This window comes from Hymenobacter setariae (assembly GCF_007713685.1).
Classification (GTDB): domain Bacteria; phylum Bacteroidota; class Bacteroidia; order Cytophagales; family Hymenobacteraceae; genus Hymenobacter; species Hymenobacter setariae.
Genome location: NZ_VMRJ01000005.1, coordinates 55,776 through 78,303, shown reverse-complemented (window position 1 = coordinate 78,303; position 22,528 = coordinate 55,776). Strand labels below are relative to the sequence as shown.

Genomic DNA, 22,528 nt, shown 5'->3' with positions numbered 1-22,528 from the left:
CTATCCAACGATTCCAGCCGTAATAAGGTCCTTCGCAAGCTCAGGATGACAGACGGATTTTATAAAAGGGGGCCGCCCTAGGCTTGCACCTCGCGCGTAGCCGCGGCCGGCGTTTCGGCATCGGCGGCTTTGTGCTGGTCAATCAGCGTGCAGATTTGCGTATAAATAGCCTCAATCTCACCGATGCCGTTGAGGGCATGAAACTTTTGCTGGCCAGCGTAGTAGCCAGCTACTTGCGCGGTTTCGGTGTTATACACTTGCACGCGGCGGCGGATTTTGGTTTCGTCTTGGTCATCGACGCGGCCACTGGTTTTGCCGCGCTCGAGCAGGCGCTTCACGAGCTCCTCCTCCCCTACTTCGAGGGCTATCATGCAGGCAACTTTGGTGTTGTGCTGAGTCAGGAGTTGGTCGAGGCTTTCGGCCTGGGCCACGGTGCGCGGAAAGCCGTCGAAGATGAAGCCCGCTGCCTGCTGGTTTTTGCTCAGGGCGTGGCCAATCATCCCGATTACTACTTCGTCGGGCACAAGCAGGCCTTCATCCATCAGCTTTTTGGCTTTCAGGCCAAGCTCGGTGCCCTCTGCAATCTGGGCCCGGAGCAGGTCGCCGGTGCTCAGGTGCACAAGGTTGTACTGGGCAATCAGCTTCTGGCTTTGCGTGCCCTTGCCCGCGCCGGGAGGACCGAATAAAACGATATTTAGCATAAAAAGAGGTAGTAAAGCAGGGCGCCGGAGCAGGCAAAAAGGGGGCTGGGCTACGTAAAAATAAAGCTACGCCGCCACGTAAACGTCGGGGAGGTTGCGACCTAGGCCGTCGTAGTCGAGGCCGTAGCCCACTACAAAATCATTTGGAATCTCCATTGCCATGTAGGTTAGCGTCAGGTCATAGCGTAGGCTAGCTGGCTTGTAGAACATGGCCGCAATCTCGATGGAGGCAGGCTGGTTGGCTTGTAGCGAGGGCAGCAGGTGGTGCAGGGTGGTGCCCGTGTCCACAATGTCTTCGACCAGAATAATATCACGGCCTTGCACGTCTTCGCGCAAGCCCAGAATCTCCTGAATCTTACCGGTGCTCTCGGTGCCTTCGTAAGATGCCACGCGAATGAACACAATCTCGCACTCGCCAGTGAACCGCTTCAGCAAGTCGGTGGCGAACATGAAGCCGCCAGTGAGCACTACCACAAATAGCGGGCGGCGGCCAGCGTAATCAGCATTGAGGCGAGCTGCTACTTGGTCGATAGCTACGCCTATTTCGGCGGCCGACAAATAAGGCCGGAAAGCCTTGTCGTGAAGGGTAATAAGGGGGTGACCCATGCGCTAAGAAGCGGCCCGAGCGGCCGTTTGGGGTGCAAAGGTACGCTGAATGCGGAATGAAGAATTGAGGCGGCCAAATTTCCTAGGTTACCTAGGTAGCCACCGCTCTCCTCAATGTCCTTGGTGCAGCACGGTGCGCAGCACGGCCTCAGCGGCGGGAGTGAACTGGGCAAAGCGCACCCTAGGCTGGCTTAGCTCCAAGCTTTGGGGCAAGTGCACAGGGGCTACGCTGCGGGCATCGCCCACGCGGGCAATGTGCGGGGCAATAACGAGCGATACAATGCTCATGAGCTTGATGAGAATATTCATGCTCGGGCCGCTCGTGTCTTTAAATGGGTCGCCCACGGTGTCACCCGTCACACTGGCTTTGTGCGCATCAGAGCCCTTAAACTGCATTTTGCCATCGACCATCACCCCCTTCTCAAACGACTTTTTGGCATTGTCCCAGGCACCGCCGGCGTTGCTCTGAAACATGGCCATGAGCACGCCGCTCACCGTGACGCCGGCCAGCGTGCCACCTAAGACCTCGGGCCCAAACAAAAACCCGACGGCAATGGGCGTGAGAAGCGCAATGGCGCCCGGCAAAACCATCTCCCGAATAGCGGCCTGCGTACTGATGGCTACGCACTTTTCATACTCGGGGCGCCCGGTGCCTTCCATGATGCCCGGAATCTCGCGGAACTGCCGCCGCACTTCCTGCACCATTGCCATGGCAGCCCGGCCCACTGCTGAAATAGCCAGCGCGGAGAAGATGAACGGTATCATGGCCCCCACAAATAGGCCGGCCAGCACCCGCGCGTTCGAAATATCAATAGCATCGATATGTGCCGTGCCCATAAATGCCGCGAATAGCGCCAGCGAGGTGAGCGCCGCCGACGCAATGGCGAAGCCCTTGCCAGTGGCCGCCGTAGTGTTGCCTACCGCGTCTAGAATATCGGTGCGCTCGCGCACTTCCTTGGGCAGCTCGCTCATTTCGGCGATGCCACCAGCGTTGTCGGCGATGGGGCCAAAGGCATCGATGGCTAGTTGCATGGCGGTAGTGGCCATCATGCCAGCCGCCGCAATGGCCACGCCATAAAGGCCAGCCGCCTCATAGCTCAGCACAATGCCTGCCGCCAGCACCAAGATGGGCAGCACGGTACTTTCCATGCCCACGGCCAACCCGCCTATCACGGTGGTAGCGTGGCCGGTGCTGCTTTGCTGCACAATGCTAAGGACCGGGCGCTTGCCCATAGCGGTGTAGTACTCCGTGATGATGCTCATGAGCGTGCCCACGGACAGCCCCACCAATACGGCGTAAAACACGTGGTTGGCATCGAAGGTGAAGCCGCGCACGGTAATGTCGCCGGCCGGCAACAGCCACTTTATCAAGAAATAGGAGAATACTGCCGATACGATTACTGAGGCATAATTACCAAAGTTGAGGGCTGCCTGCACGTTGCCGCCTTCCTTCACCCGCACTAGCAAGATGCCCACTAGCGAGGCTATAATACCTAGGCCAGCCACTGCCATTGGCAGCAAGATGGGTGAGAGCCCGCCAAACTGGTCGGGGCTGCCTAGGTGCACCTCGCGCCCCAGCACCATCGTGGCCAGAATGGTGGCCACGTAGGAGCCAAATAGGTCGGCGCCCATGCCCGCTACGTCACCCACGTTGTCGCCCACATTGTCGGCAATGGTAGCCGGGTTGCGGGGGTCATCTTCCGGAATGCCAGCTTCTACTTTGCCCACGAGGTCGGCGCCCACGTCGGCCGCTTTGGTATAAATACCTCCGCCCACCCGGGCAAAAAGTGCGATACTTTCGGCACCTAGGGAAAAGCCGGTGAGCACTTCCAGCGCTTTTTCCATTTCCACGCCGCTGGCCGTGCCGTGCAGTCGCACCACAAATAGCTGGTAGAACACGATAAACAATGCACCTAGCCCCAGCACGGCTAGCCCCGCCACGCCCATGCCCATCACCGAGCCGCCCGAAAACGACACGCTCAGCGCTTGGCTCAGCGATGTGCGCGCTGCTTGGGCCGTGCGCACGTTGGCTTTGGTCGCGATTTTCATTCCGATGAAGCCCGCCGTAGCCGAAAACACCGCGCCAATCAAAAAGGCAATGATGATAACCGGGCTGGATTTCTCGCCCGTGAAGCCTAAGTAGCCCAAAAAGACCGAGGCGATAAGCGCAAACAAAGCCAGCACCTTATACTCGGCCTTGAGGAAGGCAATGGCCCCGTCGGCAATGTAACCGGCAATGGTTTGCATATGGGCATCACCGGCATCTTGGCGGGCTACCCAGCCTGCACGCAGCCAGGTATACAGGAGCGCTAGCAGGCCCAGCGCGGGCACGGCGTAGAGAATAGTAGGCATAAGCTGAGTGAGCTGAGTGGGAAGAAGTTAGGCTGGTAAATGTAAGCGAATTTGCTTTTCGAGCAAGCTCACTGGCTTTTGCCGCCCCACGGCTCTCCAATACCTACCTAGGCGCCGCGCCAGCTCACCGGCGGCCAGCCGGAGTAGCTACCCGGCTTTCCTCATAAGAAACTGCCGGTTGAATGTTGGTATCAGCTACTAAGTACAAGGGGCGCTGGCGCACATTAGCCGACAGCCGCCCGATGTACTCACCGATGATGCCAATGGCAATCAGCTGCACACCGCCCAAGAACAGAATGCTTATCATGAGCGAGGCCCAGCCCGGCTGGTAATCGTGCGTGACGAAGCGCGAATACAAGGTGTAAAGCATAACTAAGAACGAAATGCCGGACACCACAAACCCACTGAGCGACGCTAGCTTGAGCGGAAAATCCGAAAACGCCGTGATACCGTCAATTGCCAGCCGCAGCATTTTGCTGTAGGTGTAGCCCGTTTCACCGCCGGCGCGCTGGGCCCGGTCATACTCTACATAGGTTTGCCGAAAGCCAATCCAGGATATCTGGCCGCGCAGAAATTTATTTTGCTCGGGCATGAGCTTGAGCGCCTCCACCACCTTGCGGGAGATAATGCGGAAATCGCCCGTATCGACCGGAATCGACACATGGGTGATAGCCGCCAAGGTGCGGTAAAACAGCTTAGCTGTCATGAGCTTGGCTGCGTTTTCGCCGGGCCGCGACAAGCGCTTGGCATATACTACCTCGTAGCCCGTCAGAAGCTTATCGTAGAGCTGCGGTATTAGCTCCGGTGGGTCCTGCAAGTCAGCATCAATAATAACTACAGCCGCCCCGGTGCAATTATCTAAACCAGCCGTGACAGCAATCTGGTGGCCAAAATTGCGGCTGAGGTCGATATAGCACACCTGCTGGTCGCGGCGGCTTAGCTCGTGCACTAGTGCCAGCGTGCGGTCGCGCGAGCCATCATTGATGAACACAAACTGATAGCTAACCCCCATGGCATCGACCACGGTCTTCAACCGCCGATATAACGCCTCAATATTAGCCTCCTCATTATAGAGCGGCACCACAATGGATAAGTCAGGCGAAATCTGTTGAGTAGGCGTTGGTACCATCGGGTATAGATTAGTGCGCCCCTACTACCTGAAAGCAGGGTTAAAGGTTAAGAAGCGTATTCGAGCGGCAGCCAAACTAAGCGCTACTAAATACTTAAAACAACTTAAGTGACTCAGCCATGCACGCTGCCCAGCTATCTACCTAGGGCTTATAGCTCGCGCATTAAGACCTGGTAGAGTTGAAGCATGCTGGCTATGTCACGCTTATCAACCAGCTCGTTGGGCGAGTGCACCTCCGCTTCAGGCGCGCCGACAAAGCACCAGTCCCAGGCCCGGTCGCTTCGCTGCAGCTCTTTAGCATCGGAGCCACCCGCGCCTTCTACCTCTAGCTGGTGCGGCACCCCGCTAGCTTTCGCTATTCGCCGAATGCGCTCGACGTAGCTGCGGCGCGGAATGAGCGAATCGCGCAGTGAAATGACGCAGCCCGCCCCTAGGTGTACGCCTTCCGTCACCCACGTGATGTCCGAAATTAGCGCTTGCCGCACGCCATAAGTATCGTGGATATAGCGCGCCAGATAGGGTACCGACCCGCCACCGTGCTCCTCCCCGCACGAAAACGCAATGATGCCGTGCTCGAGCGTTTCGGCTAGCCGTAGGGCATTCCAGACACCTAGGCGGTTGTCGAGGTAGCAGCTTTGCACGGTCGTATCCGTTTCGCGAAAGTCGCAGGCAAATGTGAGGCTGGTACCGCGCTCGATGTCGCGGCTGAACTCATAGCCCAGTGCCTCGGTTTCTTCCTCAACTGTCAGCGTACATGCTATATCCCCTTGCGCATCGCATCCCACCAGTCGATAGCCCGTCTTACCCTCCGGCCCACCAATGGGCACCAGCTCGCGCCCGTAGCGCACCGTGAAGCCAACGCTGTCGATGTGCGCAAACACGGCTGTGCGCGGCTGCCCAAACACCAGCAGCAAGCAGTCCTGAAACTGGGCCTCGTCATGGATGACTTGCGGCGGGTGTTGCCACCCAGGGCCGTGCTCTTGCACGTAGGCTAGCAGAAAGCGAGTTAGCGAAGCTTCTTCGCCCGAAGGCGCCGGTATCCGGCAAAGTGTTTGCAGCAAGTGCATTGGCATGTATAACCCTAAAAACCAATCAAAGCTAGGTTCGCCGCCGTACTTTCGCCTAGCCGCAGCCAGCTTTCCACCCTTGGCCCCGCGGCCTTCTGTCGCTTCTTCTGTTTCTATGCCTGCTCTGTTTCGGCTTTTGCGCCTGCTTTCGTTGCTGCTCCTGCTCAGCCCAGTCTTGCAAAGCTACGCCCAGCAAACGCCCGCCGACACCACCCGGCGGCGCGGCGCTGGCCAAAACTCGGCCATTCGCAATGTAGAGCTTAGTAATGTAGATGTGCTGCCTAACACGGATACCAAAGGCTGGCTACTGCTCGACAAAGACATTCAGCTAGAGCTCGATGGGGCTGTGCAGAATCTTTACAATTTCAAGTACGACAAAGCCGAAAAGCAATTTCGCTCGTTGCGCCGCCGCTACCCGCATCATCCCATGCCGTATTTTCTGCTAGGGCTGAGCACGTGGTGGAAGATTATGCCGACCAACTTCCAGACCAAGCAGTACGACAAGATATTCTATGCGTACATGGATACGGCTAACACCTACAGTGAACAGTTGGCCAAGGCTGACCCCAAAAACTACGAAGCCTATTTTTTCTTATCGGCTGCCAACGGCTTCGATGCCCGCCTCAACGCCGAGCGCCACAACTGGCGAAAGGCTACCGTCAGCAGCAAGCGCTCGCTCAACTACCTACAAAAAAGCCGCGAAGCCAATGGCCTGAGTCCCGAGTTTCTGTTTGGTGAGGCTCTCTTTAACTACTACGCCGTCTGGATTCCGGAGAACTATCCGCTGCTTAAGCCTGTGCTGCTTTTCTTCCCCAAAGGCGACAAAAAGCTTGGGCTCGACCAGCTGCGTACTGTAGCCACCAATGGCTTCTACACCAGCGTCGAAGCCAAAGTATTTCTCATGCGCATTCTGCACAATGAAGAACACCAAACTTCGGCGGCCTTCCCCGTTGCTCAGGGCCTAGCCCGCAAATACCCTGATAATGGCTATTTCGAGCGTTTTTACGCTTACCTCTGCTTCGACCAAGCCCAGTTTACCGAGTGCGAGCGCGTGAGCCGCGATATTCTGGAAAAGATAAATACCGGCATGCCCGGCTACGAAGCTTCCAGCGGCCGCTACGCTAGTTATTTTTTGGGCTACCTCATGCAGTTCAAGTATAAAGACTTGGCAAAAGCTAAGGACTTTTATCAGCGTTGCATTGTCTTTGCCGAAAGCAACGGTGAAACTGAAGGCGGCTTCTACCTCTTCGCCAACGCCAGCTTAGCTAAGCTCGCCGACCAGGCCAACGATAAGGAAGCCGCCCGCCGCTACTACGCCGTGGTAGTCGACAAAGCCGACCATAAGTCAACGCAATACAAAGAAGCCAAAGCATGGCTCAAAAAGCATAAATAGCTATGCCACAGATGGAATTATCGGACCTCTTCTGGGGTCTCCTCTACTTGGCCATCTTCTACGCTCTGGCCTATATGGTACGGTCCTCCGTTACCAATAAGTACACGCGACAGTTTTTTATTCCTGCCCTTACGCTCAAGTTTGTTGGTGCGATTGGCCTAGGTGTTATCTATCAGTTCTATTATCATGGTGGCGACACCTTCAATTACTTCTACCACGTCAAAGTAATTGGGTCGGCCTTTAGCCAGTCTTTTGGCACCGGCTTTAAGATGATATTTGCTGCTACCTCTAAAGACCCTTCCTTCACCCCTTATGTATCACGCATATTCTGGCAAGTTGATTCTACCGAATATTTCGTTGTGCGCATTGCTGCCTTTTTCGGCATTCTTTGCTTCAACAGCTACATAGCCATTTCTCTCTTCTTCGCTGTGGCGAGCTTCAGCGGTATTTGGGCGCTGTACATGACAATGGCCAAAATCCGGCCTCATGTCTATAAAGAGCTGGCTTGGACTATGTTCTATGTGCCTTCGCTGTTTTTCTGGGGCTCAGGGCTAATGAAGGACTCCCTCTGCATAGGTGCCTTAGGGTGGTTATTTTATGGCTTTTACCGAGGCACTATCGAAAAACGAAATGTAGGTAAAAGCTTGTCTATTGCTCTGCTAGCGGCTTATCTCTTGCTGCGTATCAAAGTATACATTTTGCTATGCTTCTTACCCGCTGCCCTGCTGTGGGTTTTCAACGAAAATAGTGCTCGCATCAAAAACGCAACCCTGCGAATGCTAGCTAAACCGGTTTTTTTCGCCCTAGGAGGTATTATCGCTTTCTATGCTGCTACCAACCTCACCAAGGGGGATGAGCGTTTCGACGTAGACAAAATTGGTGAGCGCAGTAAGATTACAGCCACTTATCTATACGAAACTAGCGTCAAGCAGGAGGGCTCGGGTTACTACCTAGGCAAGCAAGATGGTACGCTGGGTGGCATGGCTAAGCTGGCGCCCCAGGCTATCATCGTATCGTTATTTCGGCCTTTTTTATGGGAAGCGCGCAACCCCGTTATGCTGCTCTCAGCTTTGGAAGCCGGCTTTTTTCTCTTTTTCACTCTGCGCATCTTTTGGCGCACTGGCGTTGGAGCTACCTTCAAGCTCATTGGTAGTACCCCAATATTGCTGATGAGCTTTGTATTCTCTCTCATATTTGCCGCTTCTGTTGGCATCACCAGCGCCAATTTTGGCACGCTGGTGCGCTACAAGATTCCGCTGATTCCATTCTACCTAAGTGCACTGTACATATTACAGAGCATTGCCAATGAGAAGCGGCGGGCACCAGTCCGGCGAGTGGCTGCGGCACCTCAACGGCAATTGGCTTAACAATTAAGCAAATAGCTGCAGAAAATTAGTTGTATTAGCTAGCACCGAGTATCGCTCTATCACTGTGGTCCGCGCTGCTTTCCCTAGGTGCTGCCGCAAGTCAGGGTTTGCGAGTAGCTGGCGCAGACGAGCCTCCCAGTCAGCGGCGGTGGCGCATACATAGCCATTATACTCATTCTGCACTACTTCAGTGTTCATTCCTACTGGTGACACAAGCGCAGGAATACCTAAGGCCATGTATTGGAGCGCCTTAAAAGCGCACTTTCCCTTGGCCCATAGGTCATCTTCCAGAGGCATTAGCCCCACGTGAAAAGCTAATAGGTCGGCTATTTCAGTGTCTTTTCGCCAAGGCACGAATACCAATGACCGCAGAGGCAGTGCAGGAGGTTGATTGGATATAACTCTAAATTCAAAATCCAATCCTTCCGCTTCTAGCTGCGCCAACACTGGCACCACTTGGTCGAGGTATTTTAGGGTAGAGTGTGTACCGGTCCAGCCTATTACTAAACGACCAGGCACACCTTGGTCGCGCACTTGATTGTGCAAATGCTCGGTATCAATGGTAGTAGGGTTCACTACGGTATTTGCATTGAACTGTCCGGCGTAAGCAGCTAAATAAGAGTTACCACAGCTGTTTTTATAAGCCCACCGACAAATACTAGCTACTTTCTGGTGCCACTTCAGACCCGCCGCTAGGCGGTTGGCCTCCGACGTATTAGCGAGCCAGATGGCATCGTCAAAGTCATAGATAATTTTCTTACACCATACTTTAGCGATTAGCCACTCCAGGACTGGGGGCCCTATAGGCGCCGCCTCACGATGAATAAATACAAAATCGTATTTACCTAGGGTCAGCAGCAGGGCCAAGCGCCGGACAAATCCACTCACGATACCCACTACCTTGGCTACTGTGTGCCCCGGCTTATATAGAATAGCCCAAGTAGCTTCATCCAAAAAAGAAGCCAGCTGATATGTATAACCGCGGTGAGCGAGTATATCTAGATACTGCTCAAAGCGGAAGCGTTGCGAAGGAGCTCGGCCGGGTGGATAAGGAACTATAAAAAGGATACGCACCAGAATGACCTTGGTAGTACAGACTATTTTTATACTGGTAGCACGTGTCTATCAAAGGGCTAGGCCCCCTAAAAATACGGCCGTAGAAATCGACCCAAATTAGGAGGGGCGCAACAGTGCATCATAAGCTTCGCGGGCACGAGCCACTGAGCGATGCTTTACCGCTAATTGTTTAATACGCTGGCGATAGTCGGCTGGAGCCAGTAAAGTGGTTAATTGCTCTAGGGCCACCTTCAAGCTTGCGGGCTTGGCTAGGTCGAATACGGCTCCCCCACCCTCTTGCTCGGCAATCATAGAGTCGTCACCAATGCCTGGAGGTAACAGTACTGGTAGCCCGTTGGCCCAATACTCCCCTATTTTAATAGCTGAGCAAAATAGTCGGCAAGGAGCTGGCTTGATGGTAGCAAAGGCAAAATCGGCCGCCGAAAGATAGTTAGGTACTTCAGCATGAGGCGCTTTCGTAATAAATGTTTGCCCGAGTGTTAAGCCACTGGCTTGTAGTTTAGTCTGTATCTCGGCCTGTGAATCAGGTGTGAGCAGGATAAGGCGGAAAGACGGACCAAAGTGGTCGGCAGCAGCACGAAACACGGCAAATGCCTCTTCATCGTAATAGATGCCTCCAAATTTTCCTACATATATGCCTACTATATCACCAGCACCAAACCCTAAACGTTGCCGCACGCGTTGGCGGGCCCCCAAGTCAAAAGTAAACGAGTGGGCATCTACCGAGCATGGCACTGTAGCAATACGGTCAGCGGGTACTCCCTCAGCCACAAGTTGCCGACGATAGTTTTCGGCCACTGGCATCAGGCCGCGCGCCAGTTGTTTCTGGCGCTTTTCCCAGTGCCGCTGAAATAAATAGCGGGGGTCATATGGCCGCCATACCCCCGATTCCAACATATAATCGGCATGGGGCTCGAACGATTCGACGTAGAATGGCAACTTAGTTTTCTGCCAGACTAGATAAGCTAAAGCTCCGGCTGGCGCCCCCCTAGCCAACAAAAAATCAGGCTTAAACTCGGCCACCTGCTTGATAAGCTCAGCCGGGAATCGCGTAAAATCTTCTATCTTATTTAATAACACATTGCTACTTGGCCGGGAGCACAGTGGCTGGAAGGATATTTTATTGGCCTCAAAGTCAGGCGTAAACTGCAGTGGGGTAGGCGCCTGAGTGTCCCGTTCAATAGTCACTAAGCGTATAGCATCTACATCTTCGCGAGCCTGCAACAGGCGCAAATGAGGAAATATAGTACTAGTTGTCAGCCCATCATACAGCCCCCAGTAGCCCAAAAATAGAATACGCATAAGTATACTAACAATAAGAAAAGTCAGGCATCTATCCCTTAAGCCAACCTACTAACTGAGGCCCTAGCAATATGCGGGCAAAGAGGATAACGGCTGTTTTGCGACTAAGTCCGGCTGCCGCTTGCCGCGCAAAACCTAAGGCCTGCTTGCGGTGCCCGTCGGCATAGGCATGGATTGCACAAAGGTAGTATACCCGCCCTAGCAAGCGGCTGCGCTGGCTAGGTGCGAGCGTCAAATGCTGCTGCATCCAGTCTGCCGCCAAAGCCAGCCGCCTTATTAGCCCCTGATTGTCCGCACGCATTGAGCGCTGGTCGTGGTCATTCATGGTTAGCGTCACAGCATCCACTAGCTGCACAGCCGCTCCATGCTGGGTATTTTGCAGCATAAACATCCAGTCTTCTACGGCTGCATAGCGGCGGTCTTCCTCAAACTTATATAAAGTTGGGTTCTGGCGGCGTACACACACATTACAGGCCAGCACATTACCAGCTAAAAATGTTTCAAACCCCAGTGGCCCAGCAGGTAGCGGCGCCATATCACTAGGCCGGCGCTGTCCGTCGCGATCAAAATCGTATTTAGTAGCAATAAAATCAGGTAGAATCTGTTGGCTGGTAATCGTCGCATGCAACGTACCTAGATGGTTGGAATGAAGGAGGTCGTCTGAATCCAAGAAAATGGCGTACTCGCCTTGAGCATGGTCAAGGCCGTAGTTACGGGCAGCCCCACGTTCGGCATTAGCTTTGGGCAGATACTGAAAGCGGGCATCGGCCATAAAAGGCCTCACTATGTCGGCTGTATTATCCTCACTCCCATCATCTACTACCAGCACTTCAAAGCCTGCAAAATCCTGCGTTTGTACCGAGCGTAATGTAGCAGCGATTAACTCAGCACGATTGTAGGTCGGGATGATTATACTGAAAAAAGGGCTAGTCAGACTCATGCTAGGGTGTAATACTAGACAAAATAACGCACAAAAAAGGACCGACTACTTGGCCGGTCCTTTTTTGTTATACTACGTTGGCAGGTAGCATAAGCTTATTCGTGGTAGTTGTACACCTTGTGGCCGCCCTTCAGCAGATAGGCATCGCGGCGGAAAAGTTCTACGTCAGCCGTCATCATGTCCTTTACTAGTGAGGCCAGGTCATGTTTAGGCTCCCAGCCTAGCTTAGTCTTGGCCTTAGTGGGGTCACCGATAAGTAGTTCTACTTCTGTGGGACGGAAGTAGCGGGGGTCAATTTCTACTACTACATCACCTACCTGAGCTTTGCAGTCGGGATTAGTGCATTTTACTACGTGGCCCTTTTCATCTACACCTTCACCTGTAAATTCGACTTCAATTCCCACTTCGGCAAACGACATTTTCACGAAGTCGCGCACGGTCGTAGTCACACCAGTTGCGATGACGTAATCCTCTGGCTCGTCCTGCTGCAAAATGCGCCACATGGCTTCCACGTAATCTTGCGCATGACCCCAGTCGCGCTTCGCGTCGATGTTACCGAGAAAAACCTTATTTTGAAGACCTAGCGAAATACGAGCTACACCGCGAGTAATCTTACGGGTTACGAACGTCTCGCCGCGTAGTGGGCTCTCATGGTTAAACAAGATGCCATTACAAGCATACATACCGTAGGCTTCACGGTAGTTCACCGTAATCCAGTAGCCATACAGCTTAGCTACAGCGTAAGGCGAGCGTGGGTAGAAAGGCGTCGTTTCGCTCTGCGGCACCGCTTGCACCAAGCCATACAGCTCAGACGTTGAGGCTTGGTAGATACGTGTTTTTTTCGTTAGGCCTAGGATGCGAATGGCTTCTAACAGGCGCAGTGTACCAATACCATCCGCATTAGCCGTATACTCCGGGGTATCAAATGACACCTTCACGTGCGACATAGCCCCAAGATTATAAATCTCGTCGGGCTGAATTTCCTGCACGATACGGATGAGGTTAGTCGAGTCGTTCAAGTCGCCGTAATGCAGCGTGAAGCGCACATTGCTCTCGTGCGGGTCTTGGTACAAGTGGTCAATACGGTCGGTGTTAAACAGCGACGAGCGACGCTTAAGGCCGTGTACCTCATAGCCTTTTTTGAGCAACAATTCGGCTAGATACGCGCCATCCTGGCCCGTTATCCCTGTAATGAGGGCAACTTTCATGAAAGAATGAGTTTATAAAAAGTGATTGGGAATATATTGAAGCAAGAGCGATGTCAATCACGAAAGTACGATGAACTAGCGGTATGTTTAGTTTGCCTTAGCAGAAAGGACCGCTAAATCAGTCATCAATACATTCGCTATCCGTTGCGCATTCGATTCTGAGCCAAACTTCTGACGCTCTACCCCTTGTACAAACTGACGCATAGCTGCTATATACTTACTATATTCAGTATAAGGCATTTGAGACAAGAAGCGTGCTAGTTCCGCATCCGTAGAAAATGCTCTCCGGTCTATAAAGCAGTCTTGGGGCACAAACTGCTTTATGTTTGGCTCACCTAGGTAGACGGGTACGCACCCCGCAAATAAGCAGTCAAATAACTTTTCTGAGATGTAGCCAGGAGTACTAGTATTCTCATAACAGACCACGAATCTATAGGAGCGGATAACGGTGAGTTTATCAAGTGGTGGCACCGGCCCTCGATTTATCGCTTCTACTGCTCGCCGGCGTTGGGTAGCTACCGCGTCAACTAGACGGTTGGTAATTACGCGGGGTAGCACTCGCTTCAGCACTCCCAACCCTCGGAAGCTTCGATACAAAGCAGGGTCAATGCCTCGGCTATAAAAAGCAAACTGCTCGGGCATATGCTGCCCAAACCAGCGCAATGTACGGTAACGAGTGTATAGAAGAGAGCGCGAACCAACTTTAGGTGCAGTAAACTGGAACATGCCCGCCATGAGCACCAACAGCTTACGACGGTTAAATTCAGCCTCACTTACCTCTTGAAAAGGCGGATAATTATCGAGGTCGATGGCAAAGTAGTGATGGATATATTTCTCACCATCTGCTAGTGTATAATCCCAAGTAAATGTTCTATCAAATGGAGCATGATTTTCCTTCTTCCATACCTCAGGGTAGTATGTAGCAGGCTCGTTAAGTAGCAGATATAGTAATTGGCCAGGGCGACGTTGGTAGGTCTGGAAATAGTCTACTACATCTAGGCTTATAACTAAGGTTGACTGTTCAGGAGGGTGTAGGTCCTGGGTAGCTAGGTCTATTCCATGCTCTGCTAATTGCCGACGCAATTCGGCAAACATATACCCATAGTTTTTAACCCCATTAATAGGTAAATCAGAAAAGATGCGGTTCTGCAAGAAATCCGCTTCATTGAGCACTACTAAGGTAGCTTTCATAACTAATACCGTAGATTATACAGAAGACCAACTCTTCTCAATGAAACGGGTCATCGACATAGCATTATTGAGTCAGCTTATACTTCAGCTTTAAGTAATATTTCTGCAATGGGCTATTAAATACTAGCTTGTCCATTGCAGCGAGTAGTGAGGGATGACGGTCATATTGGTGCACTATTGTAGGGCGAGTACCCTTACCATCCAGTACAAAGCCAGCTGCATCCAGTTCGAATGTAGGCTCCGCCCCTATTGTCAACACCGGTGTATCCTCATTATATAATTTAATTACGGGCTCTAGCTTTCCCTGCTGCAATAATCTATTGTGTACGGCTTGGTCGGCACAGCCGTACGCATCGCGCAGCCCTATTATCTCATTCAGCAGCGTTTCTAGGTAGGCTTTGATTCGAGTTGTCGGGCCGAGCGTAGTACCAGCGCAGCTGATAACATGCGGAGCCATTTCAAGCATTACTTCATCTCCATATCCCTTCTTTATCCACTCAGTATTATACTGGCAATCACCCGTAATTCGACTGCGACTTTCCATTGCAACATACAGCGCATCTTGCATGTCAAAATCGAAAGGGTCGCGTTGGAACACGACATCGCGGACATCAGTCAATAGTACTTTGTCGAATTCGCCCTCATGCTTCAGCAGATAATCATAATACAGAAAATGGCGGAAATTGTAGATGTGAATGGGGTCAGGTAGCCTTTTGAAATTAGCCGGGTGAGGATTGGGCACATATGGAAAATCGGCCGTATAGCGGACTACCTCCACTCCAATAGCATGTAGAGCTTTAATGGATTGTTCGCCCGTATTAGGGCCGGCAAATAATACTGCTCTTCCCCGAAATGGGGTTTTGAATAGAGACAAGAAAAAGCGAGATAAATGAAAGAAATTATAGTTATCACTTATCGTTAGAATAAGGTTGTGTTCCATAGTAAGGAGCTTATAGATGAGCTAAAGTGTGCGCCAAGACGGCGAAATCAACCAGTATGTCTTCGCTATTAGGAATATGAGCTGCTCCGGTACCTATCACTGGCGCGCATGGTACAGCATAATAGTCAAGTTCTAGGTTAGATGCTAGATGAAAGTAGCATGGGTTACAAATAGTTTGGTTAAATAGCTCGACTATTTTTGCTCCAGTAGCTAGAAAAAGCATATTAGTTAGATTAGCTCCGTGCACGCCCATTAACAGTTCCACGTTTTGCATCGCTTCTACCTGCTGTTCAAAATCCATATCTTCAAAATAAATAGTCTCTATTGCGTACTGTGCTAGCAAAGCCAGCAACTCATTTTCGTTAGATAATCTTCTGATAATTTGCTTACTGCGCGATACATACAGGCGCTTACCAGGTGAAGCAGCTGCGATAGTGACAGGCATCACACTTTTAGTAAGCTCTTGACGGAGTTGGCGCATTAATCCGGGATCTTGTTTACCTGGAGGCGCAATATGCGAAGGCATAATTAGCTTCTGCACATTCACAAAATATCCTCGTGGCACGGCCTGCACCGCTTTAAATCCCAAAGCAGCGATAGTCGTTTTCATATAGCTACGCACAGGCTCTGGTACTAAGAGCACACAGTCTGGGTAGCGTTCGCGAAGTAGTAGTAATCTAGGTAAGGTATCCACTAGCCAATGGTAGTAGTTACTATAAGCCCAGTAGTCATATACGAGGCCTGTTACCTTATCTGACGCCAAACTCTTTGATAGCCACTGACGCACTAGAAAAGTACCCGTAAATTCATCAGCGTATGTATGGTGAGCTAGACTCGGCACAAACAGCTGCAAGCCACGTACAACAATACCGTGCCAAGAGACCCGCACCGCTGTCAACTCGTGCAAAATCTGGTCGGGCAAAATAACATCTTCAGCAAACCACTGCTGTATATCTGCCGGTAAGTCTAATAGATTTTTAGGAGGTGGCTGACGTCCATAGTCTTGGCCATAGTGCATCAGGTGGTCTACCACCGCAAATGGCTTAGCTAAAGCTTGGCTACGCCTCCGAATAGCTTTATCTAATATACCTTTTACTTTTCCCAGCAGTGTCTTCATTTTTTCGCTTCTTACTATTTTCTTAACTGTGCCACTGGGTAATACAGCATCTTAATTCATTACTAACAATCTATTATTTGTTTCTTACCATAAATGTTTCAATTTAATAATCTACTGATTTATGTTACATATACCTGTTGTGTATACCTAAATATGATGTAGAACTTAACTCATTAATTAGGACTGTGTCTCAGGCTATCACTCGTTCCTTTTCGGCGCATATAGATTATCAGCAGGTGACGCTACGCTATCCAAGAACATAACCTACGCAAAGTTCACAACTTAATTTCAAATAATATATACGTCTAATACTACAATTTATATCCGAAGGCAGAAATATATGGACGCCAAAAATCTAGATTATAACGCCACCAAGCATGGCAACCCATAGGCAGAACTTTGTTGTTTATATTAAATAGAACTTCTGGATTAGTCTCAAAACTAAATTGAATTGCGTCTTCAATAGGCGAGACTGTGAAGCTCTTTTCATAAAGTGGCGCTACTTCACTAAAAAAGACATCTTCATTATAATGAAAATTCTTTTGAACTGTATAATTTTCACCTATTTGGTTCAATAACCAACGTACCGGAGCTTTCAAATAAGCTTTAAGTAAACTAAATCTGCTTCCACCATACTCTAAAGGATTCTTATAATATATATTACTTAACACCTTTCTGACTGTAGTTATTTTCCTTAATGAAAATCCTGAATTACCCACTCCAATTATCTTATCATTGGGCCCTGCCTCAATATAATTTTCGAACCAAGGCGCCCCAACATAATCGTAATTTTTATCACACCAATACATTAAATCATCTCTAAACACAAAAGCATCTAGTTCATAAGTAAGCATGAAATCATAATTTTCAAAAATATTATAAAAGAACCTACTGGTCTTCAATTTATTATATTGCTGAACATTACTTTGCCATTTTGGCGCAATGAATATTGTATCAAAATTAACAACTATTTTTTGATAGTTCACAAGTGATAATCCCTCTGGTGCCAGCACTTTTATAGGATAGTTTCCTAATATCTTGAAACATTGTTCAAATGATATCAATTCATAGGCAGAAGGATTTGGTGTATGAATAGGTATTACTACAACTACCTTATTATATATCTTTTTATGAGCCATTTTGAAACTAGTTAATTCTGAGATATATCATATATTTGTACACAATGCAGTTATGCATTTCGAAGTGCCATATAAATGCATACTATTCTAGCAAAGAATTTTTGATAAGATTTAAGAAAGCTTTTTCTGGATAAGTTTCAGTAATAGTAACAGTGTGCTTAAAAGCGTTTTCGCCCATTTGCTGCAATTTCTCACGTGAGTCCCATAACTTTTCAAGCCCTAAAGCGAGATATTTTGCTTTGGCTACAGGCACTAAGAAGCCGGTCTTGTCTTCTAGAACATAACGGTCAACAGCACCTACATCTGTACCTAAAACAGGCCGACCCGAAAGCATTGCCTCTACCACCACCATAGGCACTCCCTCAGTAGTGGAAGATACAATAAGCACTTGATTTTCCTCCCATATAGAATCTACATCGGCTACGTGTCCTTCTAACGTAACCTTCCCTTGTAGGCCATAAAAATTAATCAAGTGGTGTAAGTATTGCTTATCAGGGCCTGAGCCATAGATTTTCAATCTAAACTCTCTACCCTGCCAAGTATTACTGCTCAATGCCTCTAACAACAAATCTTGCCCTTTGATATCACAATCTAAGGAGCCCACAGATGCCATTAGTAACTTATCAGATTGTGGAAATGATTTGACAGCTACCCCACGTATACTTATAGGGTTACTTACAACCTTATAATCTCGAAGGCCATGTGCCAATTGCCGTTCCGCTCCCTGGCGATTACGTTCGGAGACAAAAAGCCGTTGCGCAGCTTGGTCAAGTATCTGAATTGCATAGCTACGCACATCTTCTGCAACTACACCGCCATAATCTAATGTATTATGGCTAAGCATAATATAAGGCTTACTAATGAAGCTGCTTATAATGTTACGACTGCGAGTAAAATCCCATACTGAGCCGTTAGAAATCACAAAAATGTCGGCATCAAGTATTGGAATAATTTCAGATTTAGGTTTTTTTAAGCCAAGCTTAACAGCCACACGGTCTACAATATTCCGACTATCATTATAGTAGAAATGAGTTATTACGCCTGCATCTTGTAACTTCTTAATTCTTGTAGAAGTGGATAGCCCCCAGTCGCAAGTCAAAGAAAAAACTGTATGCCCCTCGGTCAAGGCGAGTAGCGCTGTTTTAGACCACAATTCTTCACTGCCACCCCATGGGGAGAAGCGCATTAAGGAAATGAATGCGATTTTCATAGAACACGCATTAAACTAAGCAACTGCTTCATAAAGCATAAATTAACCTTTGTGCTTACGCTTATACCTATTTTGCCAAATGTATCTTGCATAATAACGCGCTAGCCATATTGTGTCACGAGAAAAAGGCTTCATCTTTATACACCTAGATAGATACAGATACCCTATTCCTACAGCCATATTCTTATCTATAAGTTGCAAAAGAAATGTTTTACAAGCTTCATACTCTTGCACACAAGCCTCCCTATTACTCAGCTGAACTTGACCAATTGGAAGCCGATTTAGATGTTTACGATAGAATACATCAGCATAAGTCAACCAAGAATCATTATAGCTACCTAGCGAGAAGTGCGTAACACTTATTTCTAGCGATACACATATCCGATATTCTTGTGATATAGTTGCGCAAAAATCCACATCATAAAAGTGAAAGCCGGGAAACACTTTTTCATCAAAAGGAAACCTTGCCCAGACCTCCTTACGCGCGCATATCCAAAGCCCATCAACAGCGGCAACATCTACTAGATTTTTGTCTTCAGGATTAGAGTAAGTATATCTGCTATACTCACCATTGCTGCTTTGGTCTAGAACATTTGAGCTTAAATATTTATTGCCACAAGACCACCAGGTACCCGGTGCATTCGGAAGCCATTTGCCACCTGTGATTCCTAAAACACCTATCGAATTATCTAGTAATATTCTTTCAACAATATTGCCCCACCCAGTAGTTCTAAAGGCAATATCCTCGTGCATGAAGCACAATATGCCATATTGTGCTCGTGTTGCACCAATATTATAAGCTTCGCAAATTCCATACTCATTTTTACTATTATCAATCGCAATTACTTCATAGGGTACTCCAATACTACCAGCAACACTTTCAATGGTGCTTTGCCGAAAAGATTGCCCTCTTGAACATATTATTATTGAAATCATAATAAAAATTTATTTAACACTATTACTGAGCATCAATCTCAGTTGATTAAAAATATACTAATTTCTATTGCTTGATTTATGAATTTAATGATATGCTCCTAATCACAAATACGTTATATAACTTAATGCTATTCGGGACAAAGCTATTGGTGAATAGTTAAATGCATCTACTTAAAAGTATGTATACTTAACTACTATTCTACCTTAATTTTACTACTCCAGTGCGATGATGTTCTTGCATTTTTATAATAATATAATTGCTCCTCAGTTAATGACTGTGTATTCTCATACCAAGGCAGATGACGAGCACTATATGGAAACTTAGTTCGGAAAGCTGACAACATTCCAGCTGGCCCAAAAGTGTTAGGCTTGTATAAGGCAAATGTGGTGTCTACTGGGGCAGAAAATGCTAGTCGTTCAATCCCTTCCACTTGATGCCTTTTTTCCCACTCCTGGACCTCTGCTTTATTAGCGTAGAAATCTGGTAAATCATTAGTTGGCAAAGAAAGTCCTACTTTGCCTAAGGAATATTTGTGAAGCAGATAATGCATTATAACCATAAAATCGTCTGGGCATTCATCAACGATTTCTAAATCGCTATCCGTATAAACATAATATTGGTCTTTAAATGATTCGAATATTTGAGTATCCCATAAAGCGCAGAATCCAACGTTGTTGGACAGACGGAAAACATTATATTTACTATGCTCATAAAAATCGAGCAGGGGGGGATAAGTAGAGGCATTATCAATAATATGAATATTATGATAGCCACGTTTCTCTAGTGAATTTATAAGTCTCTTCAAATAAGTAACGTGGTTTTTATTGTTGATAATGATGGGAATGGCTAAACACTCCTTTTGATGCTTTTTCTTATATTTAGCTAATTCAATTTTAGACCGCAGAGACCTCAATATATATTTTGCTGTACCATAATCAACCAATTTACCTATGGCACTAAGTAACCCCTTGCCTCCAGCTGTGGCAACACTAGTAGCAGATGTATCTGACTGTTGGTTTTCTACTGATATAATTGATGGAAATTCGTTTTTTATTTTAAAGTGCTCAGTTCCCATAAGGTGAATATTGGATAACTTATACCAATTACCACTTCTGTTGACCGAAATAATTGCTACACAAACATCTTTATGTATGTATTTTTCTTTACCAACTAATACAGCTCTAGCTATGAATGCCCATGCATGCAAGTAGTTTATATTATTATCGAAAAAATTATACTCAATCAATAAATTTTTGCGAACTAAAGCAGCTAGCAAAATATTGAGATTTATATATGTAAATAAATCAGGAGTTAATGCAGAAGGCAATTGTTCTGTATCCTGCTTTCCATCCGGAAATAGGCGAGCTATGTTTCCATAAATTATTCCATATTCCGAAAGCCCTGGACTCATCAACTGTGTTATACTATCAACACTGTATAATGTATCCCCAGCAGTTAATAATAGAATATAGTCACCGGTAGCCTCTAGTACTCCCTTCTGTACGAGAGCAACGCCACTTGTATCGCTAATCAACAACTTAATTTTATCATCACCCAATTGCTCAAATGAATTGATATTACTATCTAATTCATTGTTACTTACTACTAAGCACTCTAAATTAGTGTAGGTCTGTCTTAAGACTGATTGTACAGTAGACAATAGTTGATTGGTGTTACCATCAGCTGTAATAACGACAGAAATTTTAACTTCAGCTGGCTTCATAATTGTTTTTGTTTGCTTATTAGTTGACAATCTAATGCTGGTGCGTAGCTAAAATTATAGTTAGCACTCACTAAACATACCAGACTGACATCTTAAAATTTTAGCGCTCTAGCCCTTATAACTATCTCTTAATGACCGCATCTTATTCCATAATTTAGTTACCCTAATAATACCATACTGTACTTTTATATAGTAAGCAGGGCTGATTTTAATTATTTCAGATATCATATGCAGCATTTTACCAGGCTGCTTTATATTATTAAATAAATGATATTGCAACTCTTTAAGCTCAATGCTCGCATAATACAACATAGTGTCAGTCGAGACTTTATCTAATGCACTTGATTTATAAACGTAAGCAAAACATTTTTGCCGCTCAAATAATTGGCTTCCATCACTAAAGGATTTCTTACTAGCATTCACTTCGTGTTCACGGTAATTATTAAGACATTCGGCTCTATAAGCTATATTACCTATCAAACTTAATTTAATATACATCATCCAATCACCCGTGTACCTAAAGTTGGTATCAACTCCTCCTACTTCGTCGATACTACTACGACGAAACAAGACAGCGCTGGCATTGTTGACTGTGCATTGTAATGATAGGTACTGACTTAATTCCTGTTTACCATCAGAAACAAAATCATGATGCCAATGCTCTGTATTAAATATTCTTTTTTTTAATTCAGATATTGGCTCTTTAGCACTACCTTCACTATCTACTACTAGTGAATTTGAATAAGCAAAAGCCAGTGTGCTATCTTGCTCTAAGATTGGTACGAGTGTAGATAGAAAATTAGGTTCTGCAAAATCATCGCTCTCAGCAATCCAGACATATTTTCCTTTGGCAAAGGATAAGCCTTTTGCCCATTGTTTGAAGACACTACCACTATTACTACTATTGAATACTGGTCTAATTCTAGAATCGATTTTCGAATATGTTTGGATTATTTCAGAGCTATTATCCTTTGAAAAATCGTCTAATAAAATAACCTCGATATCGGAAAAAGTTTGTACGAGAACGCTATTTATCCTTTGTGCTAAATAAGTAGCATGATTATAATTAGGTATTATAACAGAAACTTTAGGTACAGTTTCGTCTCTAAGCACACTACTCATAAAGGTC

At 47.6% G+C, this 22,528-nt stretch carries 19 protein-coding genes; 2 read left to right on the top strand and 17 right to left on the bottom strand.

Annotated features, from left to right (window positions below; all coding sequences use genetic code 11):
- Positions 1-77 precede the first annotated feature (77 nt).
- The 5 genes from FNT36_RS18955 to FNT36_RS18935 form a co-directional block, all read right to left on the bottom strand.
- Positions 78-701: an adenylate kinase gene (locus FNT36_RS18955; protein ID WP_144850942.1), complete on the bottom strand. Its 624-nt coding sequence runs from the start codon at positions 699-701 to the stop codon at positions 78-80.
- Positions 702-767: 66 nt separating this feature from the next.
- Entirely contained in the window at positions 768-1,307 is a 540-nt protein-coding gene (locus FNT36_RS18950; RefSeq protein WP_144850939.1) for a phosphoribosyltransferase, read from the bottom strand.
- 111 nt (positions 1,308-1,418) lie between these two features.
- Positions 1,419-3,659, bottom strand: coding sequence for a sodium-translocating pyrophosphatase (locus FNT36_RS18945; RefSeq protein ID WP_144850936.1), 2,241 nt, complete (start codon positions 3,657-3,659; stop codon positions 1,419-1,421).
- 124 nt (positions 3,660-3,783) lie between these two features.
- Entirely contained in the window at positions 3,784-4,788 is a 1,005-nt protein-coding gene (locus FNT36_RS18940; RefSeq protein WP_144850931.1) for a glycosyltransferase family 2 protein, read from the bottom strand.
- Between the two features lie 149 nt (positions 4,789-4,937).
- Positions 4,938-5,855, bottom strand: a complete 918-nt coding sequence (locus FNT36_RS18935) for a M20/M25/M40 family metallo-hydrolase (protein ID WP_144850929.1) — start codon at positions 5,853-5,855, stop codon at positions 4,938-4,940.
- A 115-nt stretch (positions 5,856-5,970) separates the two neighbouring features.
- Between FNT36_RS18935 and FNT36_RS18930 the strand changes: the two genes are divergently transcribed.
- Together FNT36_RS18930 and FNT36_RS18925 are read left to right on the top strand one after the other, a co-directional pair.
- A complete protein-coding gene (locus FNT36_RS18930) occupies positions 5,971-7,248 on the top strand; it encodes a tetratricopeptide repeat protein (protein WP_144850926.1) in 1,278 nt (425 codons plus the stop codon).
- A gap of 2 nt (positions 7,249-7,250) precedes the next feature.
- A complete protein-coding gene (locus FNT36_RS18925; protein ID WP_144850923.1) occupies positions 7,251-8,615 on the top strand; it encodes a hypothetical protein in 1,365 nt (454 codons plus the stop codon).
- A 3-nt stretch (positions 8,616-8,618) separates the two neighbouring features.
- Here FNT36_RS18925 and FNT36_RS18920 read toward each other — a convergent pair whose 3' ends face one another.
- The 12 genes from FNT36_RS18920 to FNT36_RS18865 all read right to left on the bottom strand — a co-directional run bounded on the left by FNT36_RS18920 (position 8,619) and on the right by FNT36_RS18865 (position 22,512).
- On the bottom strand, positions 8,619-9,569 hold the full coding sequence (locus FNT36_RS18920; protein ID WP_233636062.1) for a glycosyltransferase family 4 protein: 951 nt from the start codon (positions 9,567-9,569) through the stop codon (positions 8,619-8,621).
- A gap of 219 nt (positions 9,570-9,788) precedes the next feature.
- Positions 9,789-10,994 carry a glycosyltransferase gene (locus FNT36_RS18915; RefSeq protein ID WP_144850917.1) on the bottom strand — a complete coding sequence of 402 codons (1,206 nt, stop codon included), beginning with the start codon at positions 10,992-10,994 and terminating at the stop codon, positions 9,789-9,791.
- Between the two features lie 31 nt (positions 10,995-11,025).
- Positions 11,026-11,934 (bottom strand): glycosyltransferase family 2 protein, encoded by a 909-nt coding sequence (locus tag FNT36_RS18910; protein WP_144850914.1) that lies wholly within the window; start codon positions 11,932-11,934, stop codon positions 11,026-11,028.
- 95 nt (positions 11,935-12,029) lie between these two features.
- The gene (gene gmd, locus FNT36_RS18905; RefSeq protein ID WP_144850911.1) at positions 12,030-13,142 is read right to left on the bottom strand and encodes a GDP-mannose 4,6-dehydratase; all 1,113 of its coding nucleotides are present in this window, start codon (positions 13,140-13,142) and stop codon (positions 12,030-12,032) included.
- 87 nt (positions 13,143-13,229) lie between these two features.
- Positions 13,230-14,333, bottom strand: a complete 1,104-nt coding sequence (locus FNT36_RS18900; protein ID WP_144850908.1) for a glycosyltransferase family 10 domain-containing protein — start codon at positions 14,331-14,333, stop codon at positions 13,230-13,232.
- A 64-nt stretch (positions 14,334-14,397) separates the two neighbouring features.
- Positions 14,398-15,273, bottom strand: a complete 876-nt coding sequence (locus FNT36_RS18895; protein ID WP_144850906.1) for a hypothetical protein — start codon at positions 15,271-15,273, stop codon at positions 14,398-14,400.
- A 10-nt stretch (positions 15,274-15,283) separates the two neighbouring features.
- Positions 15,284-16,390: a glycosyltransferase family 61 protein gene (locus FNT36_RS18890; protein ID WP_144850904.1), complete on the bottom strand. Its 1,107-nt coding sequence runs from the start codon at positions 16,388-16,390 to the stop codon at positions 15,284-15,286.
- A gap of 311 nt (positions 16,391-16,701) precedes the next feature.
- Positions 16,702-17,529, bottom strand: coding sequence for a DUF5672 family protein (locus FNT36_RS18885; RefSeq protein ID WP_144850902.1), 828 nt, complete (start codon positions 17,527-17,529; stop codon positions 16,702-16,704).
- Positions 17,530-17,611: 82 nt separating this feature from the next.
- Complete coding sequence (locus FNT36_RS18880) at positions 17,612-18,739, bottom strand: glycosyltransferase family 4 protein (RefSeq protein ID WP_144850900.1); 1,128 nt, start codon at positions 18,737-18,739, stop codon at positions 17,612-17,614.
- Positions 18,740-18,781: 42 nt separating this feature from the next.
- Positions 18,782-19,675, bottom strand: coding sequence for a glycosyltransferase (locus tag FNT36_RS18875; protein WP_144850898.1), 894 nt, complete (start codon positions 19,673-19,675; stop codon positions 18,782-18,784).
- Positions 19,676-19,869: 194 nt separating this feature from the next.
- The gene (locus tag FNT36_RS18870) at positions 19,870-21,399 is read right to left on the bottom strand and encodes a glycosyltransferase (RefSeq protein ID WP_144850895.1); all 1,530 of its coding nucleotides are present in this window, start codon (positions 21,397-21,399) and stop codon (positions 19,870-19,872) included.
- Positions 21,400-21,507: 108 nt separating this feature from the next.
- Positions 21,508-22,512 (bottom strand): glycosyltransferase family 2 protein, encoded by a 1,005-nt coding sequence (locus FNT36_RS18865; protein ID WP_233636061.1) that lies wholly within the window; start codon positions 22,510-22,512, stop codon positions 21,508-21,510.
- Positions 22,513-22,528: the final 16 nt, after the last annotated feature.

Coding starts and splice junctions, on each gene's coding strand:
- FNT36_RS18955 (WP_144850942.1), bottom strand. CDS start 701: ATGCTAAATATCGTTTTATTCGGTCCTCCCGGCGCGGGCAAGGGCACG.
- FNT36_RS18950 (WP_144850939.1), bottom strand. CDS start 1,307: ATGGGTCACCCCCTTATTACCCTTCACGACAAGGCTTTCCGGCCTTAT.
- FNT36_RS18945 (WP_144850936.1), bottom strand. CDS start 3,659: ATGCCTACTATTCTCTACGCCGTGCCCGCGCTGGGCCTGCTAGCGCTC.
- FNT36_RS18940 (WP_144850931.1), bottom strand. CDS start 4,788: ATGGTACCAACGCCTACTCAACAGATTTCGCCTGACTTATCCATTGTG.
- FNT36_RS18935 (WP_144850929.1), bottom strand. CDS start 5,855: ATGCACTTGCTGCAAACACTTTGCCGGATACCGGCGCCTTCGGGCGAA.
- FNT36_RS18930 (WP_144850926.1), top strand. CDS start 5,971: ATGCCTGCTCTGTTTCGGCTTTTGCGCCTGCTTTCGTTGCTGCTCCTG.
- FNT36_RS18925 (WP_144850923.1), top strand. CDS start 7,251: ATGCCACAGATGGAATTATCGGACCTCTTCTGGGGTCTCCTCTACTTG.
- FNT36_RS18915 (WP_144850917.1), bottom strand. CDS start 10,994: ATGCGTATTCTATTTTTGGGCTACTGGGGGCTGTATGATGGGCTGACA.
- FNT36_RS18910 (WP_144850914.1), bottom strand. CDS start 11,934: ATGAGTCTGACTAGCCCTTTTTTCAGTATAATCATCCCGACCTACAAT.
- gmd (WP_144850911.1), bottom strand. CDS start 13,142: ATGAAAGTTGCCCTCATTACAGGGATAACGGGCCAGGATGGCGCGTAT.
- FNT36_RS18900 (WP_144850908.1), bottom strand. CDS start 14,333: ATGAAAGCTACCTTAGTAGTGCTCAATGAAGCGGATTTCTTGCAGAAC.
- FNT36_RS18895 (WP_144850906.1), bottom strand. CDS start 15,273: ATGGAACACAACCTTATTCTAACGATAAGTGATAACTATAATTTCTTT.
- FNT36_RS18890 (WP_144850904.1), bottom strand. CDS start 16,390: ATGAAGACACTGCTGGGAAAAGTAAAAGGTATATTAGATAAAGCTATT.
- FNT36_RS18885 (WP_144850902.1), bottom strand. CDS start 17,529: ATGGCTCATAAAAAGATATATAATAAGGTAGTTGTAGTAATACCTATT.
- FNT36_RS18880 (WP_144850900.1), bottom strand. CDS start 18,739: ATGAAAATCGCATTCATTTCCTTAATGCGCTTCTCCCCATGGGGTGGC.
- FNT36_RS18875 (WP_144850898.1), bottom strand. CDS start 19,675: ATGATTTCAATAATAATATGTTCAAGAGGGCAATCTTTTCGGCAAAGC.
- FNT36_RS18870 (WP_144850895.1), bottom strand. CDS start 21,399: ATGAAGCCAGCTGAAGTTAAAATTTCTGTCGTTATTACAGCTGATGGT.